13 protein-coding genes are annotated in these 16,369 nt (G+C 65.7%); 7 read left to right on the top strand and 6 right to left on the bottom strand.

Going from position 1 to position 16,369, the window contains the following annotated elements; all coding sequences use genetic code 11:
* A partial coding sequence (locus IE243_RS23155) for a hypothetical protein (protein ID WP_210319843.1) occupies window positions 1–196 on the bottom strand: 196 nt, incomplete at its 3' end.
* A 161-nt stretch (window positions 197–357) separates the two neighbouring features.
* Between IE243_RS23155 and IE243_RS11015 the strand changes: the two genes are divergently transcribed.
* Entirely contained in the window at window positions 358–1,659 is a 1,302-nt protein-coding gene (locus tag IE243_RS11015; protein ID WP_191319447.1) for an SAM-dependent methyltransferase, read from the top strand.
* Between the two features lie 55 nt (window positions 1,660–1,714).
* Here the strand turns inward: IE243_RS11015 and IE243_RS11010 are convergent, their stop codons facing one another.
* From IE243_RS11010 to IE243_RS11000, 3 genes are all read right to left on the bottom strand, one after another.
* Window positions 1,715–3,361: an AMP-binding protein gene (locus IE243_RS11010; protein WP_191319446.1), complete on the bottom strand. Its 1,647-nt coding sequence runs from the start codon at window positions 3,359–3,361 to the stop codon at window positions 1,715–1,717.
* 184 nt (window positions 3,362–3,545) lie between these two features.
* Window positions 3,546–4,799 (bottom strand): ABC transporter substrate-binding protein, encoded by a 1,254-nt coding sequence (locus IE243_RS11005; protein WP_191319445.1) that lies wholly within the window; start codon window positions 4,797–4,799, stop codon window positions 3,546–3,548.
* Between the two features lie 114 nt (window positions 4,800–4,913).
* Window positions 4,914–5,156: a hypothetical protein gene (locus tag IE243_RS11000; RefSeq protein ID WP_191319444.1), complete on the bottom strand. Its 243-nt coding sequence runs from the start codon at window positions 5,154–5,156 to the stop codon at window positions 4,914–4,916.
* Here IE243_RS11000 and IE243_RS10995 point away from each other — a divergent pair.
* The 3 genes from IE243_RS10995 (at window position 5,155) to yghU (ending at window position 9,728) form a co-directional block, all read left to right on the top strand.
* The gene (locus IE243_RS10995) at window positions 5,155–6,216 is read left to right on the top strand and encodes a glycosyltransferase family 4 protein (RefSeq protein WP_191319443.1); all 1,062 of its coding nucleotides are present in this window, start codon (window positions 5,155–5,157) and stop codon (window positions 6,214–6,216) included. The two genes, IE243_RS11000 and IE243_RS10995, sit on opposite strands and share 2 nt — an antisense overlap.
* A gap of 212 nt (window positions 6,217–6,428) precedes the next feature.
* Entirely contained in the window at window positions 6,429–8,648 is a 2,220-nt protein-coding gene (locus IE243_RS10990) for an amylo-alpha-1,6-glucosidase (protein WP_373301656.1), read from the top strand.
* Window positions 8,649–8,855: 207 nt separating this feature from the next.
* Window positions 8,856–9,728, top strand: a complete 873-nt coding sequence (gene yghU / locus IE243_RS10985; RefSeq protein WP_191319442.1) for a glutathione-dependent disulfide-bond oxidoreductase — start codon at window positions 8,856–8,858, stop codon at window positions 9,726–9,728.
* Window positions 9,729–9,920: 192 nt separating this feature from the next.
* Here yghU and IE243_RS10980 read toward each other — a convergent pair whose 3' ends face one another.
* Both IE243_RS10980 and IE243_RS10975 read right to left on the bottom strand, forming a co-directional pair.
* On the bottom strand, window positions 9,921–10,970 hold the full coding sequence (locus tag IE243_RS10980; protein WP_373301661.1) for an NAD(P)-dependent alcohol dehydrogenase: 1,050 nt from the start codon (window positions 10,968–10,970) through the stop codon (window positions 9,921–9,923).
* Between the two features lie 92 nt (window positions 10,971–11,062).
* Window positions 11,063–11,854 carry a PaaX family transcriptional regulator gene (locus IE243_RS10975; RefSeq protein WP_191319440.1) on the bottom strand — a complete coding sequence of 264 codons (792 nt, stop codon included), beginning with the start codon at window positions 11,852–11,854 and terminating at the stop codon, window positions 11,063–11,065.
* Window positions 11,855–12,019: 165 nt separating this feature from the next.
* Between IE243_RS10975 and IE243_RS10970 the strand changes: the two genes are divergently transcribed.
* The 3 genes from IE243_RS10970 (at window position 12,020) to IE243_RS10960 (ending at window position 16,221) form a co-directional block, all read left to right on the top strand.
* On the top strand, window positions 12,020–12,799 hold the full coding sequence (locus IE243_RS10970; protein ID WP_191319439.1) for a crotonase/enoyl-CoA hydratase family protein: 780 nt from the start codon (window positions 12,020–12,022) through the stop codon (window positions 12,797–12,799).
* Window positions 12,800–12,853: 54 nt separating this feature from the next.
* Window positions 12,854–14,383, top strand: coding sequence for a class I adenylate-forming enzyme family protein (locus IE243_RS10965; protein WP_191319438.1), 1,530 nt, complete (start codon window positions 12,854–12,856; stop codon window positions 14,381–14,383).
* Between the two features lie 323 nt (window positions 14,384–14,706).
* Window positions 14,707–16,221 carry a protein adenylyltransferase SelO gene (locus IE243_RS10960; RefSeq protein WP_191319437.1) on the top strand — a complete coding sequence of 505 codons (1,515 nt, stop codon included), beginning with the start codon at window positions 14,707–14,709 and terminating at the stop codon, window positions 16,219–16,221.
* The last annotated feature ends 148 nt before the right edge of the window (window positions 16,222–16,369 follow it).

Below are 16,369 nucleotides of genomic sequence, written 5' to 3'. Positions count from 1 at the left end.
CGCGGCGGCTGGCGCGGCGTCGCGCCACCCGCCGCATGGCTTCGGTAAAGCTGGCGACGCTCCATCTCACCATGATGGCGCGCACCAGGGTTTTCAGGGGAAGCAGTCGCCCCTCCCTGAAAATCCATCGGACCAGGGCGCCGGATAATTGCGCCGCTCCATCGGACCGGGGCCAGCGCGTTACCGGCCCTGTCATAAACCATAGGGAACAATGCGCCTTTGACGGCGCCGTCATGCCTCGCATGATTGCCCCCTGGCGGCCCAGAGCCGTGAGACTGGCCCGACGGGACGCCATGCGGACGGCCGTCTGCGCCCCTCTGCCGGCTCAGTAAATCTGGCGGCGAAACAGGAACAAATATGTCAGCAGAAAAACGCCTCGCCACGTTGACGCAATTGCTGACGCATGTGCGGGAGCGACTGCAGCTGAAACCGGGGTTTTTCCTGTGGGACGGCTCACGGGTTCCGGCGGACTACCCCGATGACGGTCTTGGCGTTTATCTCGGCGATGAAGGGGTGATCGGCGCCTTGGTCCGCCGCCCGTCGGTGGCCACGCTTGCCAATCTGTGGGCGGCCGGCCGCGTCGATATCCGCAATGGCGACGTCTTCGATCTTGTGGCGGCGAAACCCGCCGTGCGCACCCGCGAATTCCGCCGCACCCTCGATCGCAAACTGGCCCTGCGCGCCGGCGCGCAATTCCTGTTCACGCCGCGCGGCGGCCCCTGGCCGCTGGAAGACATCGCCAGATCGGCGCCGAGCGACGGCGACGCTGGCGAGAACCGCAAGAACATCAGTTACCATTACGATGTTTCCAATGAATTTTACCGGCTATTCCTTGATGAACGCATGGTTTATACCTGCGCCTATTACAAGGACTGGACCAATTCGCTGGAACAGGCGCAGGTCGACAAGCTGGAGATGACCTGCCGGCGATTGCGTTTGCAGCCTGGCGAGACTTTCCTCGATATCGGCTGCGGCTGGGGCGCGCTGATGGCCCACGCTGTCACGCATTTTGGCGTCACGGCGCACGGCGTCACCCTATCCGAACAGCAGGCGGAACTGGCGCGCGCCCGCTTCCAGAAGCTGGGAATCGCCGATCGCTGCACGGTTGAGCTGATCGACTACAGCAAGCTGCCCGGCGCGGAGCGCTTCGACAAGATCAGCTCGCTGGGCATGATCGAGCACGTGGGCATCGCCAATTACCCGACCTATTTCAGCACGATGCAGCGTCTGCTGAAGCCCGGCGGCCTGTTCCTCAACCATGGCATTGTCCGGCCCGGCAAAAGCGCCACCAAAAAGAAGAAACGGGCGGATTTCGCCGCCCTCACCCGCTACATTTTCCCCGGCGGCGAGCTGGATACGCTGAGCGGCACGCTGACGGCCATGGAGCGCGGCGGCTTTGAAATCCGCGACGTGGAATGCTGGCGCGAACACTACATGCGCACCTGCCGCGTCTGGCATGACCGGTTGCTGGCCAACCGCGACGCGGCCATCGCCGAAGTCGGCGAGGTGAAATACCGCGTCTGGCTCATGTATCTGGCCGCCTGCTCAATCGCTTTCGAACGCAACAACGTCGGCATATACCAGACGCTGGGTCAGAAGCGCCTGAAGGGCCCTTCCAACCTGCCGCCAACGCGCGCCGACCTCTACCGGGTGGTGTGAGGCGGCGCGTCAGGCAGAACCCGCCGCCTGGCGCGAATTTGCCGCCGTCCGCCATCTACCCCCGCTTTTTCAACGCCCGCAGATCGATGGCGCCATCGGTCTTGCGCGGATCGGCGCCGGCGGCGAACAGTTCGCTCTTCTGCACCTTCTGGGTGCTGGTTTTGGGCAACGCATCCAGGAACAGCACCCAGCCCGGCGGCTTGAAATAGGCCAGCCGCTCATTGGCCCATGTGAACAGCTCCCGCGCCTTGTCCTCGCTGGCCGCCTCCCGGGCCCGCAGCACGATGCAAGCGAAGACTTCCTGCTCGCGCACCTCATCGGGCGCCGCCACCACCGCCACCTCCGCCACATCCGGATGCGCCAGCAACGTCGCTTCGACTTCGGCGGCCGCGATGTTTTCGCCCGAGCGGCGGATGATGTTTTTGTTGCGGTCGACGAAATAGAGCATGCCGGTTTCATCCTGGCGCACCACGTCGCCAGTGTGGAACCAGCCGCCGCGCCAGGCCTCAGCCGTTGCCTCCGGATTTTTCAGATACTCGCGGAACATGCCGAGGCGCGGATTGTCGCCGCAGCGCCGCACCAGTAATTGTCCCTCGTTCCCAACCGGAACGTCGTTGTCATCGGCGTCGACGACGCGGGCGTCGAGATCGAGTCCTGGCCGGCCGAGCGGCCGGCCCATGGCGCGGGTGTGGATCATGCGCGGCTCCGCGTCAGCGAAGAAGCCGCCGCCGGTTTCCGTCATGCCCCACAATTCAAGCAGCGGCGCGCCGAAGCGCTCTTCAAACGCGCCGTGAATCTCGGGTTCGACGCCGGCGCCCAGCATGAAACGCAACCCGTGCGCCCGGTCCTGCGGCGACGGCTCCAGCTTCATCAGCATGCTAGGAATGACCCCGAGATAATGGGCGATGGTGGCGCGGCTGTCGGCCAGCTCCCGCCACCAGCTATGGGGATGGAAACGGTCGGGCAGGATCACGCAACCGCCGTTCATCACCGCCGCCATGAAGCTGAACACGCCGGCGTTGATATGAAACAGCGGCAACGGATTGTAGGTGCGCTCCTGGCCCTCGCGGTATTGTCCAAGGCCGGTATTGCTGCAGCACCCACGTCCAACGCTCAGATAATACTGGTTGGTAGCGACGCAGCCCTTGGGCCGTCCGGTGGTGCCGGACGTATAGTAAAGGCAGGTTTCCGTATCGAGATCCGGCGCCGCCTGCCCCGCCGGCGTTCGCGCCGGAGGAAACGGCGCCCCTGAGGCCACGTCGTGCAGCGGCGGCGGGTCAGCGCACAGGTCGAGCGCCCGCTGCGCCTGCTCAAGGCGCTCCGGCAGGGCGACCAGCAACGACGCCTCCGCGTGCTCGAGCAGATAGCGCATTTCATCGGGCCGGTAGTCCGGATTCACCGGGGCCAGCGATGCGCCGAGGCTGTTAAGGGCGAGAAAATGGAAGAAATGCTCCGGCCGGTTCTCCAGCAGGACCGCAACGCGATGCCCTGGCCCATAGCCACCGGCGCGATAGCGGGCGGCCAGATCGTCAACAATGGCCCGGGTGGCGGCGTAGGTATATTCCACGCCCTCCGGCAGATATGGCCGCGTCGCGAGTGGACCGACGGCGATGAAGGCATTGTCCGGATACAGGCTGGCGACATTGTGGAAGATGGCGGAAACCGTGGGCGCGGCAAGCGTCTCCGGCGTGATGCGGTTCATGGCGGCGTCCCTGCCCTGGAGCGTTTTTGCGGCGCGGACACCGCTCTGTGTCGAGAAAACGCGTCAATTCACATGGGTGGAGCAGAACCTGTCCGGCATGCACGGATTCTGCCCCTGTCCTTTCGCTGAAAAGCTGCCGGCGGCGTCCAGGAATGGCGGCGCCACATGAACGGCCGGCGCGCCGTCAGCGTTTCTTTGAGGAATCGATCACCGGTCCAAACCGCACATACTGCTTTCCATCAAACCGGATGAGCTGCAGTTGCTCGATCGGATAGTGATCATCTGGCGCCGTATTGATCTCGATGCCCGGCAACAGCAGATCAGACCGGAAGTGCCGGATATTGGCCGCCTGCTTCATGATGTTGGCGGGGGTGACGTCGTCGCCGGCCTGGCGCAGCACCTGTTCCATCGCCTGCGCGGCGACATAGGCGTAGACGGTCAGCGCGTCCTTGCGGTCCGCTTCGGGCAGGTATTTGTCATAGAAGGCATTCCATTTCCTGAACGCCGGATCGTCCTTCCACTCGGGATCGTTGGCGTCCTTCAGATAGGCGCTGGAGATAATGTCCTTCGCATTGTCCAGTCCGGCCGGCCCGAGCACCGCCGCGATGGAATTGGCGTTGCTGCCCAGATAATGCGTCGGCTTCCAGCCCAGTTCGGCGATCTTGCGAATGGCCTGGGCGGCGAATTTCGGCGTGGTCATGTTCATGAACACGTCGGCGCCGGAGGCCTTCAGCTTGACGATCTGGGAATCGATGGTCGGATCTGTGGATTCATAGGAGGCTTCGGCGACGATCATCTTCGCCTTGTCGCCAAGACCGTCCTTGAAGCCCTTGAGGACATCGCGGCCGAAATCATCGTTCTGATAAAGAACCGCGATCTTCGCATCTGGTTTGGTCTTGAGAATATTCGCCGCGAACGCCTTGCCCTCGGTCTGGTAGCTGGGCTGGAAGCCCATGGTCCACGGCCATGCCGCCTGATCGCCGAATTTCGTCGCGCCTGAAGCGATGAAGACGTGCGGAATCTTGTGGCCGTTGAGATACTTCAGCGTCGCCGAGCTGGTCGGGGCGCCCAGCGAGCCGTACATCACCGACACCTGATCGTTTTCCACCAGCTTGCGGGTCTGCTCCACCGTTTTCGGCGGGCTGTAGGCGTCGTCGTAGGTGATAAAGCGGATCTGGCGCCCGCCGACGCCGCCCTGATCGTTCATCATGCGGAAATACGCCGCCGGAACCTTGCCAAGCACCGCATAGACAGCGGCGGGACCGCTATAGGCGTTGACGTTGCCGATGCGGATCTCCTCCCTGGCCGCAGGCTTGTCCTGCGCCTGCGCGGCGCCGGTCAACGCCAGCGCGCCCGCCACAACACCCGTCGCGGCGCACAACGCCGTTCCAGCCCGCGCCGCGCGCAGCCATACGTGGATTCTGCCTCTGCCGGCCATCCCGTTTCCTCCAACCCTGTCGTCCTTGCGCCGCCGTCGTCCGGACAGGCCGCGCTTGCGCCGGTTTTCCGGCTTGTGAGCGGGAGTGTCGGATATTGGCGCCGCGCCCGTCAATCATGACGACGGCGCGATGGCCACAACCGGCAGGATTTTGCCGACGGCGGCGCGCCAGTCCCCTTCCCTAAAGTCATGCGACATAGCGCCATATCTGACGGGCGCCCCGGGAACGTTTTTATGGTTAATGCCGTTGTCCGGATGTCTGGCCAGAAACAGTTGCCGCTGCCGTTGCAAAGACAGCCGGCCCGTAAAGTTCTGCGCCGCGCGTCCGCGGCTTTCCAGTACTGACGGTGACGCCATGAAAATTGCCCAGATCGCGCCGCTCGCGGAGCGCTGTCCTCCAAAATTCTATGGAGGCACCGAAAGAATAGTTTCCTATCTGACCGAGCAACTTGTCGACATGGGTCATGACGTAACCCTGTTCGCCAGCGCTGATTCAGTCACCTCGGCCCGTCTGTGCGGATGCTGCGAGATGGCGTTGCGCCTCAATCCTGAGGTGCAGGAACAACTGCCCTGGCATCTGGCGATGATGGATCATGTCCGACGCAAGGCCGCTGAGTTCGATGTCCTGCACTTTCATGTGGACCTGCTGCATTTCCCGACGTTCCGGGACATCGCCGGCAAAACCGTCACAACCCTGCATGGACGCCAGGACCTGCCCGACCTGGCTGCTTTCTACCGGCAATTCCCCGGGTATCCGCTGGTATCCATTTCACATGCCCAGCGGACGCCCATGCCGGCTGGGGTAAATTGGGCCGCCAATGTCTATCATGGTCTGCCAGAACGGCTGCTGACGCCCCTGCCCCATCCGGACGGCGGCTATCTCGCCTTTCTCGGGCGAATTTCGCCGGAAAAGCGGCCTGATCGGGCCATCGCCATCGCCGCGGGCGCCGGCCTGCCGCTGCGGATAGCGGCGAAGATCGACCGGGCCGACGCCTGTTATTGGGCGGAGACAATCGAGCCGCTGGTGCGGACCTGCGACTGCGTGACGTTCTGCGGGGAAATCGGCGAGACCGAGAAGGCGGATTTTCTCGGCAACGCCCGGGCGCTGCTGTTTCCGATCGACTGGCCGGAGCCATTCGGGCTGGTGATGATCGAAGCCATGGCCTGCGGAACGCCGGTCATCGCCTGGCCGTGTGGCTCGACGCCCGAGATCATTGATCATGGCGTAACCGGTTTTCTGGTCCATTCGATCGACGAAGCCGTGGCGGCGGTCAGGAGGGCCGGCGAACTGGACCGGGGGCAGGTGCGCGCCAGGTTCGAGCAGCGGTTTTCCGCCCACCGCATGGCCCGCGACTATCTGGCGGTTTACGAGCGCCTTGCGGGCGCCCGCGCATCGCCGCCGCTGCAGTTTGCCTGACCAGTGGCGGCCGGATCGGGCCCATCCACGCCGGCCGGGCATCTGTCGCTGTTTTTTGCAGGGTCAGAATTTTGCTGCATCTTTTTGCTTGGCTGCATGTCTGGCGGCCCCCGCGCGCCTCGCCCGGCGCAGCACCGCGAGGCGGCGTCCGCGCCGTCTGAACACGCTCCAGGAATTTTCCAGGAGGCCCTGTCTTTTCAGGAGGCCCTGTCATGGAAACCGCCCTACCGACGTCGCTGACAGCGTCCCAGACAATGGCTGGCGGCTCCGCTTCCAGCGAACCCGAGACTGATCTCTGGTCCGTGCAGAGCGACGCCTCCCTGCAGGAGACGCAACCCCGGGCGCTCAAACAGGGCGACGCCTTTGCGGTGTTCGATCACCACGGCGACGCCCTTTCCGGCCCCCGCAGCCCGGAGGGACTGTTCTGGCGCGACACCCGGCACCTGTCGCACCTGGCCATGACGGTGTGCGGGCGCCGGCCCATGCTTCTGTCATCCATCCTGCGCGACGACAACGCAACGCTGACCTGCGACCTGACCAACCCGGAGATCCAGGGCCAGGACGGCGAACTGGAGATTGTCCGCGATGCGCTGCATATCCGGCGCTCCTGCTTTCTGTGGAACGCCGCCTGTTATCAGCGGGTGGTGGTGAAAAACTACGATCAGAAGCCGCATCACGTTACGATCGCCATCACCTTCGCGGCTGACTTCGCCGACCTGTTCGAGGTGCGCGGCTCCCGGCGCGAGCGCCGCGGCGAACGGCATCCGCCGGAGCCCGCCGCAAACCACGTTCGCCTGTCCTATACGGGGCTCGACCGGCGCCGGCGGGTGACAACGCTGGGATTTGATCCGGAACCGTCGCAACTGACCGGCAATCGCGCCGTGTTTGAGCTCACGCTGGCGCCGCGCGAAAGCCGCACCCTGTACATGGAGGTGAGTTGCAGGACCCCCGGCGTCAATCACGCGCCGGCACAGGGATATTTCGCCGCCCTGCGCGACTCGCGGCGCGACCTGCGGCGCCTCTCCGGGCGGGCGGCGGCGGTCAGCAGCTCGAACGACGTGTTCAACGAAGCGCTGCGGCGCAGCGTCTCCGATCTTTACATGCTGGTGACTGATACTGAGGACGGCCCCTACCCTTACGCCGGCATTCCCTGGTTCAGCACGGTGTTCGGCCGTGACGCGCTCATCACCGCCTTGCAGACCTTGTGGCTCGACCCGGAGATCACGCGCGGGGTTCTGCGCCATCTCGCCAGCAACCAGGCGACGCGAACCGATCCGCTGGCCGACGCCGAGCCCGGCAAGATTCTGCACGAGGTTCGCCACGGCGAGATGGCCGAACTGCGGGAGGTGCCGTTCCGCCGCTACTACGGCAGCGTCGATTCCACGCCGCTGTTCGTCGCCCTGTGCGGCGCCTATCTGCGCCGCACAGGCGATGTGCGCGCCATCCAGCAACTGTGGCCCCACGTGGAGGCCGCGCTGGACTGGATCCGCACGTCCGGCGACCGGGATGGCGACGGTTTCGTCGAATACGGCCGCCAGACGCCGGACGGACTGGTGAACCAGGGCTGGAAGGACAGCTTCGATTCCGTCTTTCACGCCGACGGCGCGCTGGCGCGCGGTCCCATCGCCCTGTGCGAGGTGCAGGCCTATGTCTACGCCGCCTGGCAGGCGGCGCGCGACATGGCGGCGGCGCTGGGCGACGGCGCGACCGCCGCCGCCTGCGAGACGCGGGCCCGCGACCTGCGGACGGCCTTCGATGCGGCGTTCTTCGATGAGGAACTGGGCACGTATGTGCTGGCTCTCGACGGCGACAAACGCCCCTGCCGGGTGCGCGCCTCCAACGCTGGCCACGTGCTGACCTTCGGTCTCGCCCTGCCGGAGCGCGCCGCCGCCGTGGCGAAGACCCTGATGGCGCCGGCCAGTTTCTGCGGCTGGGGCGTCCGCACCGTTCCGGACACCGAGGCGCGCTACAATCCCATGAGCTATCACAACGGCTCTGTCTGGCCCCACGACAATGCGCTGGTGGCTTACGGCCTGCGTCGCTACGGCTACCGGACGGAGGCCGGCCGCATCTTTGAGGGCCTGTTCGCCGCCTCCACCTATATCGAGATGCGCCGGTTGCCCGAGCTGTTTTGCGGGTTCGCCCGCCAGCGCGGCCAGGGCCCAACTTTCTATCCGGTCGCCTGCTCGCCCCAGGCCTGGGCGGCGACGGCGCCGCTGTTCATGTTGCAGGCCTGCCTTGGCGTTTCATTCGACCCGGCCGGAAACGCCATTTCCTTCACCGAACCGCTGCTGCCCCCGTTCCTCGACGAAGTGACGATCCGCAACCTGCGCATCGGCGAGGCCTCCTGCGACATCGCTGTGTCAGGCCGGCAGTCCATCGTGCACGTGCTGCGTCGCAGCGGCCCGCTGAAGGTGTTGGTGACGGCCTGAGGCAATTTCAAGCCGCGGGGCGAAAATGGACCACGCGGCAGCCATGCGCGGCCGGCATGTCCAGAGGCTTTCGCCGATGCGGTTTGATGTGAATGATGCTGCCTTCCGAAGTCGCCGGATTCTGCGGTTGCCCCCGCCACAAGCGCCTGACGTTCTGGACGGGAACTCCGGCCCGCCGCGAATCCGGCCATCACAGGAGAATGCTGCATGAGCGATGCGTCCGAATACACGCCGCCGAACGTCTGGACCTGGAGCAAGCCCAGCGGCGGCGCCTTCGCCAGTATCAACCGGCCGGTCGCCGGCCCCACGCACGACAAGGAGCTGCCGGTCGGCAAGCATCCGCTGCAGCTTTATTCACTGGCCACGCCGAACGGCCAGAAAGTCAACATCATGCTGGAGGAGTTGCTGGCGGCGGGCCACAGCGGCGCCGAATACGACGCCTGGCTGATCCGCATCAATGAAGGCGACCAGTTCGGCAGCGGTTTTGTCGAGGTCAATCCGAACTCGAAGATTCCAGCCCTGCTCGACCGCTCGGGCTCCAAACCTGTCCGGGTGTTCGAATCCGGCGCCATCCTCGTTTATCTCGCGGAAAAATTCGGCGCCTTCCTGCCGACCGAGCCAGCGGCGCGGGCGGAGTGCCTGTCGTGGCTGTTCTGGCAAATGGGCAGCGCACCCTATCTCGGCGGTGGCTTCGGCCATTTCTACGCCTACGCTCCGATGAAAATCGAATACGCCATCGACCGTTTTTCGATGGAAGCCAAACGGCAGCTCGACGTGCTGAACCGCCGGCTGGCCGAAGCCCCCTGGCTGGGCGGCGACGCCTACACCATCGCCGACATGGCGGTGTTCCCCTGGTATGGCGCGCTGGCGAAGGGCCAGATGTACGGAACGGCCGGCGAGTTCCTGTCCGTGCACGAATACCCCAACGTCATCGCCTGGGCTGACCGGATACTGGCGCGCCCGGCCGTCCGGCGCGGACGGATGGTCAATAACGTCAACGGCAAGCCAGAGAACCAGCTGCACGAACGGCACGACGCGTCCGATTTTGACACCCGGACCCAGGACAAGATGGGCGGCTGACCATCTGGAGCATTTTCGAGAAACGTGGGGCCCATTTTCCTCGAACAGACGCTCTGGCATTGCGACGTCAGGGCGCTTTCCGATCCGGCGGAACCGACGGATCGAACAGGATTCGCCCAGAACAAGATTGGAAATATTTCCCGATCCGTACAGATCGGGAAATACTCTCGCGCCGCAACGCTTCAGGCAAACTCAACCGCCACGCGGCAGCGTCTGCATATCGATGACGAAGCGATATTTGACGTCGCTTTTCAGCATGCGCGCGTAAGCGTTCTCGATCTCGTCCATGGCGATCATTTCGATGTCGGCGGTGATGCCATGCTCGCCACAGAAATCCAGCATCTCCTGGGTTTCGGCTATGCCGCCGATGATCGAACCCGCGAACCGGCGCCGGTTTGGCAACAGGCTGAAGACATTCACCGGCAACGGCGCATCCGGCGCGCCCACCTGAACCAGCGTGCTGTCGCGCCTGAGCATGCCGAGATAGACGTTGACGTCGTGCGGCGCGGCGACGGCGTCGATGATCAGATCGAGCTTCGAGCGCCAGGCCGCCATCGCCTCACGGTCGGTGGACAGCACCACCTCATCGGCGCCAAGGCGCTTGCCGTCCGCCATCTTGGACGGTGAAGTGGTGAACAGCACGACGCGCGCGCCGAGCGCATGGGCGAATTTCACCGCCATGTGGCCAAGTCCGCCAAGGCCAACAACGCCGACAGTCTTGCCAGGCCCGGCCTCCCAGTGGCGCAACGGCGACCAGGTCGTGACGCCAGCGCAAAGCAGCGGCGCAACGCCAGCCGGATCAAGATTCTGCGGCGCCCGCAGCACGAAATCTTCCGTCACAACCACATGGCTGGAATAGCCGCCAAAGGTGTGGCCGCCGCTGACCCGGTCCTTGCCGTTGTAAGTGCCGGTCCCGCCCTTCTGGCAATATTGCTCCAGCCCTTCCCGGCAGTTTTCACAGGAGCGGCAGGAATCGACCAGGCAACCGACGGCGGCGATATCGCCAACCCGGAATTTCTTCACATCGTCGCCGACCGCCGCCACCCGCCCGACGATCTCGTGGCCCGGCACGCACGGATACAGCGTGCCGCCCCATTCGTTGCGCACCGTGTGCAGGTCCGAATGACAGACGCCGCAGTACTGGATTTCAATCAGCACGTCGGACGGGCCAGGATCACGACGGCTGAAGGAAAAGGCGCCCAGCGGGGCTTCGGAATCTCTGGCCGCAAAGCCGGTGCACATGAACATGCGTTTGCTCCCATTGGGTCTGGCGTCGCCAGCCGGAACGGCCTGCGGGCGCAGCCCGACCCGTCATTGCCGCCATGATGGCGGATTCAGGCCGTGTTGAGAACGGCGCGCCAGATCTCCCTGCTGCGCGTCTGGTAAGCTTCAAGCGCCGCGACCAGATGACGGCGCGGCGCGTCCGGCGTCATCTCTGCCGGCAGCAACGGATCCCGCAGCATCTGCCCGATGAGGGCGCGGCCCAGCAGCAGGCATTCCCGGGCCGCCGCGCGCGGCTCCAGCCCCGGCAGCCGGCGCCCGCTTTCCTCCAGCATACGCAGCCGGTCCGCATAGTCCGCCGCCAGCGCCCGCACATCCCAGAGGGCGTGGATGCAGGCGCATTGCTCCCGGGTGAGGCCGCTGGCGACAAGGACCTGGGCGCCCGCCCCGAGACCCAGCGCCCCAAGATCTTCCCGCAACGCCGTGACGCCGCCGCGCAGATTGTCCGGACGGAGCCACAGTCCGCCGGACCAGCATCGAAACCCCCGCAGATCCAGCGCCCGGTGATGGCGCCGCAACAGGGTGCGGTCTCGCCGGCTCACGCCGGCGTCATGAACCGCCACCCAATCGCCCGACCACGGCGCCACATTGTCGAGGCGCTGACGCCATGCGCTGACATCCCGCTGCAGGGGGCGCCCAGCCGTGTTGAGGGCATATAGCGCCCGCCCCTGCCGCAGGACCTTCTTCTGCCGCAACAACCGGGTGATGGCGACGCGCGCCACCGCCTCGGTCAGCCCGACAATCACGCAGCCCTCGCACACATCCCGGGCCGACATCGGCTCGCCATGGCGGGCGGAAAGCAGATCCAGCACCACGGTTGTTGCGCTGGGCAGCGACGCTTCCATTCCGGCGTGACTCCTGATCCTGGGCGGCAACGCGCCGGGCGCACGCCCCGCGCCCGCCTGCGCGTTCATACGGGAACGCCAACCTCGCGTCACCGCTTGACGCGCCAACAGCAAAATTTCACTATTTGCCGATTTCAAAAAGCAAATGAAATATTGGAGAAACACATGAGCGGCGCTGTGAGGGTTGAACGCGAAGGCCCGGTCACCACGATCATCATGAGCCGGCCTGAACGGCGAAACGCCGTCGACGGCCCCATGGCGGCCGCCCTGCGCGCCGCATTCCACGACTTCGAGGCTGACGAAAGCCAGCGCGTCGCCGTGCTCTGGGGAGAAAATGGCGTGTTCTGCGCCGGCGCCGACCTCACCGCCGTCAATGATCCGGCCCGCACCCATGATCTCGATCCGGATGGCGGCGGCGATGGGCCGATGGGGCCGTCGCGCATGGCGCTATCCAAGCCGCTGATCGCCGCCGTGTCAGGCTACGCGGTGGCCGGCGGCCTGGAGCTGGCCCTGCTCGCCGATATGCGCGTGGCTGAGGAAGGCGCTGTTTTCGGCGTGTTCTGCCGGCGCTGGGGCGTGCCGCTGATCGACGGCGGCACGGTGCGCCTGCCACGTGTTGTCGGCATGGGCCGCGCCCTCGACATGATCCTCACCGGCCGGCCAGTTGACGCTCAGGAAGCGCTGGCCATGGGCCTCGCCAACCGGATCGCGCCGCAGGGGCAGGCCCGCGCCGTCGCCGAGGATCTCGCGCGCCAGATCGCCGCTTTTCCGCAGGCCTGCATGTTGACCGACCGCAAGTCGGCGTTCGCCCAGTGGGATCTGCCGCTTGCTGAAGCCCTGCGTCAGGAGGGCCGCGACGGCGCGCCCATCGTCGCCATGGAAGGCAAGGCCGGCGCCATGCGCTTTGAGCGCGGCGCGGGCCGCCACGGCCGCTTCGGCGAGTGAAACGGGACAAACCCGCACGCCGCAACGGCAACACAATGCAGGGAGGATCTGACCATGTCCGCTTCAGGCGCGACCTGTCTTGAACTGATCGAACGCGGCGCCAGGCAGAACGCCGCCCGAACGGCGCTGGTCTGGGGCGACCGGTCGTGGACCTTCGCCGAGGTCAACGCCCAGGCCAACCGGCTGGCGCAAGCCCTCGTTGCGGCAGGCGCGGTCCAGGGCCAGCGCGTCGCACTGCTGGTCAACAATGGCCCCCACAGCGTGCCCCTGGACTTCGCGTGTGTGAAAAGCGGCGTCAATCGCACGCCGCTTAACGCGCGGCTGTCGGCTGCAGAGCATGCGCGCATGCTGCAGGAGGCGCGGTGCGCCATGCTGGTGTTTGGCGACGACCTGATGGAGCGGGCGCGCGAACTGCAGCTGCTGTGCCCGGGCCTTGCCTGTCACGGCCTCGGCGCCGCCCTGCCCGGCGGCGTCGATCTGCTGCAAACCGCCGCCGGACAGCCGGCCGTCGCGCCAGACGTCGCCGTGGGGCCGGACGACATCCTGCTCACCCTGTACACCTCCGGCACCACCGGCGTGCTCAAGGCGGCCCAGCATACCCAGGGTTCTTACGCCGCCATCTGCCGCAACATTCTCATCAACCTGTTTCCCATAGGCGAGGACGACGTGATGCTGCACGCCGCCTCGCTGATCCACGCCAGCGGCACGTTCGTACTGCCGTTCTGGTTGCGCGGCGCGCGCACGGTGGTGCTGCCGGGCTTCGCCCCCGGCCCGTTCCTCGAGGCAATCGCCACGCATCGCGCCACCGCCGTCAATCTGGTGCCGACCATGTTGCAAATGCTGATGGAGCATCCGGACCTCGACGCTTGCGACCTGTCCTCGCTGCGTCACATCATCTATGGCGCATCACCGATGCCGCGCGCGGTGATCGACCGCGCCATGGCCCGTTTCGGCCAACACCGCTTCTGGCAGTACTACGGCCAGACGGAGGCGCCGCTCTGCCTCGCGGTGCTGCGCCCGGAAGACCATGTGGGCGAGCTGCTCGGCGCCTGTGGCCGGCCATCGCCGGATGTGGAAATCCGGCTTGTCGACGCCGACGGCGCGCCGGTTCAGCAAGGCGAGCCCGGTGAAATTCTGGTGCGCGGGCCAATGTCTGTCGCCGGCTATTTCAACGCGGCCGAACTGACGGCGGAAACGTTTGATGCGGACGGCTGGGTGCACACGCGCGATGTCGGCGTTTTCGATGACCTGGGCTTCCTGCACCTGCGCGACCGCACCTCCGACATGATCATTTCCGGCGGCTACAACGTCTATCCACGTGAAGTGGAGGACGCGTTGCTGACCCATCCGGCGGTGCTGGAATGCGCTGTGGTGGGCGCCCCGGACCCCAAATGGGTCGAGGCGGTGACGGCGTTCGTGGTGCTGCGCCCTGGCGAAACCGCGACGGAAGCCGAGCTGATCGCCCACGTGGCGGGCCAGGTCGCGTCCTACAAAAAGCCGCACCAGGTGCTGTTTGCCGACGCCATTCCGAAGACGGCTGTCGGCAAGCTTGATCGCAAATCATTGCGCGCGCGCCTCGCCTGACCGCCCCGGCGCCGGCCGCACCGACCGTGAGAGACGGTTTGTGGAGGCGGAGCTGAACCGCCTCCAGGTCGGCGCTGGCCCCCTGGGGACATCACGTTCCCAGACATCCGGCTGAGCCGCTGAAGGCCTCGCGGCGGCGCAATCCCGACCGCGATCCGGCTCAACCTTCCGCCAGCACGCGTTTCGGACACAAAACGCCCTTGCCCGACCGGTTTTTCTGGCTGCGCCGCTTCCGCGCCAATAATGTCGGGTAAACGGATTGTTGCGCGCATGGCAAATCCAGAGCCGGTGTTCCGGACAGGCAGGGCGCGCGGGAGTTTCTGATGACTGACGCCGCCACAGGCTCTGATGGCCCGATTTCCGGGCGCGGGGCCCCCGCCAATCGCCTTGCCTGGAAACTCGACAATACATACGCGCGCCTGCCGGAAGCATTCTGGACCGCCGTTGCGCCAACGCCTGCGCGGGCGCCTGGAATGATCATGTTCAACCAGCCGCTGGCAGCGGAGCTTGGACTGCTGGCGGATGGCGCGGACATTGATCCGGACGCGCTGGCGCAGATTTTCTCCGGCAACGCCCTCCCGGAGGGAGCCGCCGCGATCGCCCAGGCCTATGCCGGACACCAGTTCGGCAACTTCACCATGCTGGGCGATGGACGCGCCCTGCTGGTCGGCGAACAGGTCGCGCCCGATGGCCGCCGGTTTGACGTGCAGTTCAAGGGCGCAGGTCCAACGCCATTCTCACGTCAGGGCGACGGGCGCGCGGCGCTTGGGCCGATGCTGCGTGAGTACGTCATTAGCGAAGCCATGCACGCCCTTGGCGTTCCCACCACGCGCAGCCTTGCGGTCGTGGCCACCGGAGAAGGCGTTTTTCGCGAGGAGCCGCTGCCTGGCGCCGTGCTCACCCGCGTCGCCGCCAGCCACCTGCGGTTCGGCACGTTCCAGTACGCAGCCGCGCTCGGCCAGCCGGAGCTGTTACAGGCGCTGGTGGACTATGCGATTGACCGGCATGACCCGGATCTGCGTGGCGCGCCCGCCCCTGCCCTTGGCCTGTTGCGACGGGTGATGGAGCGACATGTGGACCTGGTGCTGAACTGGATCCGCATTGGTTTCGTCCACGGCGTCATGAACACCGACAACATGACGATTTCTGGCGAAACCATCGACTACGGCCCTTGCGCTTTTATCGACGGATTCAACCCCGCCGCCGTATTCAGTTCGATTGACCAGGGCGGCCGCTATGCCTTTGGCGCCCAGCCTGGCGTGGCGCAGTGGAACTTGGCGCGACTGGCGGAAGCGTTGCTGCCGCTGCTCGATCCTGACAAGGACGCCGCCATCCGTCTGGCCGAGGAGCAACTCAATGGCTTCCGCGATCTCTACCAGATCAGGTGGCAGGCAATGATGAGGCGCAAGCTTGGGCTGGCCGCCATCGACGGAGAGGAGGAAAGCGACGCCGCGCTGATGGGCGAGTTGCTGCAATGGATGCGCGCCGCTGGCGCCGATTACGCCAACACGTTCCGGGCGCTTTCGGACGATGACGTCACGCGGCCCGAACAGTTTGCCGACGCAGCTTTCAGCGAATGGCGGACACGCTGGGAGGCGCGGCGCGACAGGAACCCGATCAGCCCCGCCGCCGCGCGCGCCCTGATGCTGGCGGCGAACCCGGCCGTTATCCCCCGCAATCATGTGGTTGAGGACGCCCTTGCCGCCGCGACCGGCGGCAATCTGGCGCCGCTAAAGGCGCTGCTCAACGCCCTGGCGCGCCCTTATGAGCCGTTCCATGGCGATCCAGCCTATACGGAGCCAGGACCAGGCGGTTTCAAGACGTTTTGCGGAACCTGAAAATCAGGCAGGGGCGACCGTGCAAGCCAGGGCGCGCCGCTGCCCCAGGGGAAACTCCGCAAAAGCATCCCGTGAACGCCGGTCGCATTGTCGCCGTTCAGGGTCTGCGTGGCCGCACGGGTTTTGCCAGAAGGCAGACGACGGCGGC

The sequence above is a fragment of the Camelimonas fluminis genome, assembly GCF_014656355.1.
In the GTDB taxonomy this organism is placed as follows: Bacteria; Pseudomonadota; Alphaproteobacteria; order Rhizobiales; family Beijerinckiaceae; genus Camelimonas; species Camelimonas fluminis.
The sequence above is the reverse complement of the archived record's forward strand: the minus strand, read 5'-3'. Positions and strand labels throughout refer to the sequence as shown.

Bases quoted from the DNA above. Each gene is read 5' to 3' on its own strand.
- IE243_RS11015 (WP_191319447.1), top strand. From the start codon at position 358: ATGTCAGCAGAAAAACGCCTCGCCACGTTGACGCAATTGCTGACGCAT.
- IE243_RS11010 (WP_191319446.1), bottom strand. From the start codon at position 3,361: ATGAACCGCATCACGCCGGAGACGCTTGCCGCGCCCACGGTTTCCGCC.
- IE243_RS11005 (WP_191319445.1), bottom strand. From the start codon at position 4,799: ATGGCCGGCAGAGGCAGAATCCACGTATGGCTGCGCGCGGCGCGGGCT.
- IE243_RS10995 (WP_191319443.1), top strand. From the start codon at position 5,155: ATGAAAATTGCCCAGATCGCGCCGCTCGCGGAGCGCTGTCCTCCAAAA.
- IE243_RS11000 (WP_191319444.1), bottom strand. From the start codon at position 5,156: ATGGCGTCACCGTCAGTACTGGAAAGCCGCGGACGCGCGGCGCAGAAC.
- IE243_RS10990 (WP_373301656.1), top strand. From the start codon at position 6,429: ATGGAAACCGCCCTACCGACGTCGCTGACAGCGTCCCAGACAATGGCT.
- yghU (WP_191319442.1), top strand. From the start codon at position 8,856: ATGAGCGATGCGTCCGAATACACGCCGCCGAACGTCTGGACCTGGAGC.
- IE243_RS10980 (WP_373301661.1), bottom strand. From the start codon at position 10,970: ATGTGCACCGGCTTTGCGGCCAGAGATTCCGAAGCCCCGCTGGGCGCC.
- IE243_RS10975 (WP_191319440.1), bottom strand. From the start codon at position 11,854: ATGGAAGCGTCGCTGCCCAGCGCAACAACCGTGGTGCTGGATCTGCTT.
- IE243_RS10970 (WP_191319439.1), top strand. From the start codon at position 12,020: ATGAGCGGCGCTGTGAGGGTTGAACGCGAAGGCCCGGTCACCACGATC.
- IE243_RS10965 (WP_191319438.1), top strand. From the start codon at position 12,854: ATGTCCGCTTCAGGCGCGACCTGTCTTGAACTGATCGAACGCGGCGCC.
- IE243_RS10960 (WP_191319437.1), top strand. From the start codon at position 14,707: ATGACTGACGCCGCCACAGGCTCTGATGGCCCGATTTCCGGGCGCGGG.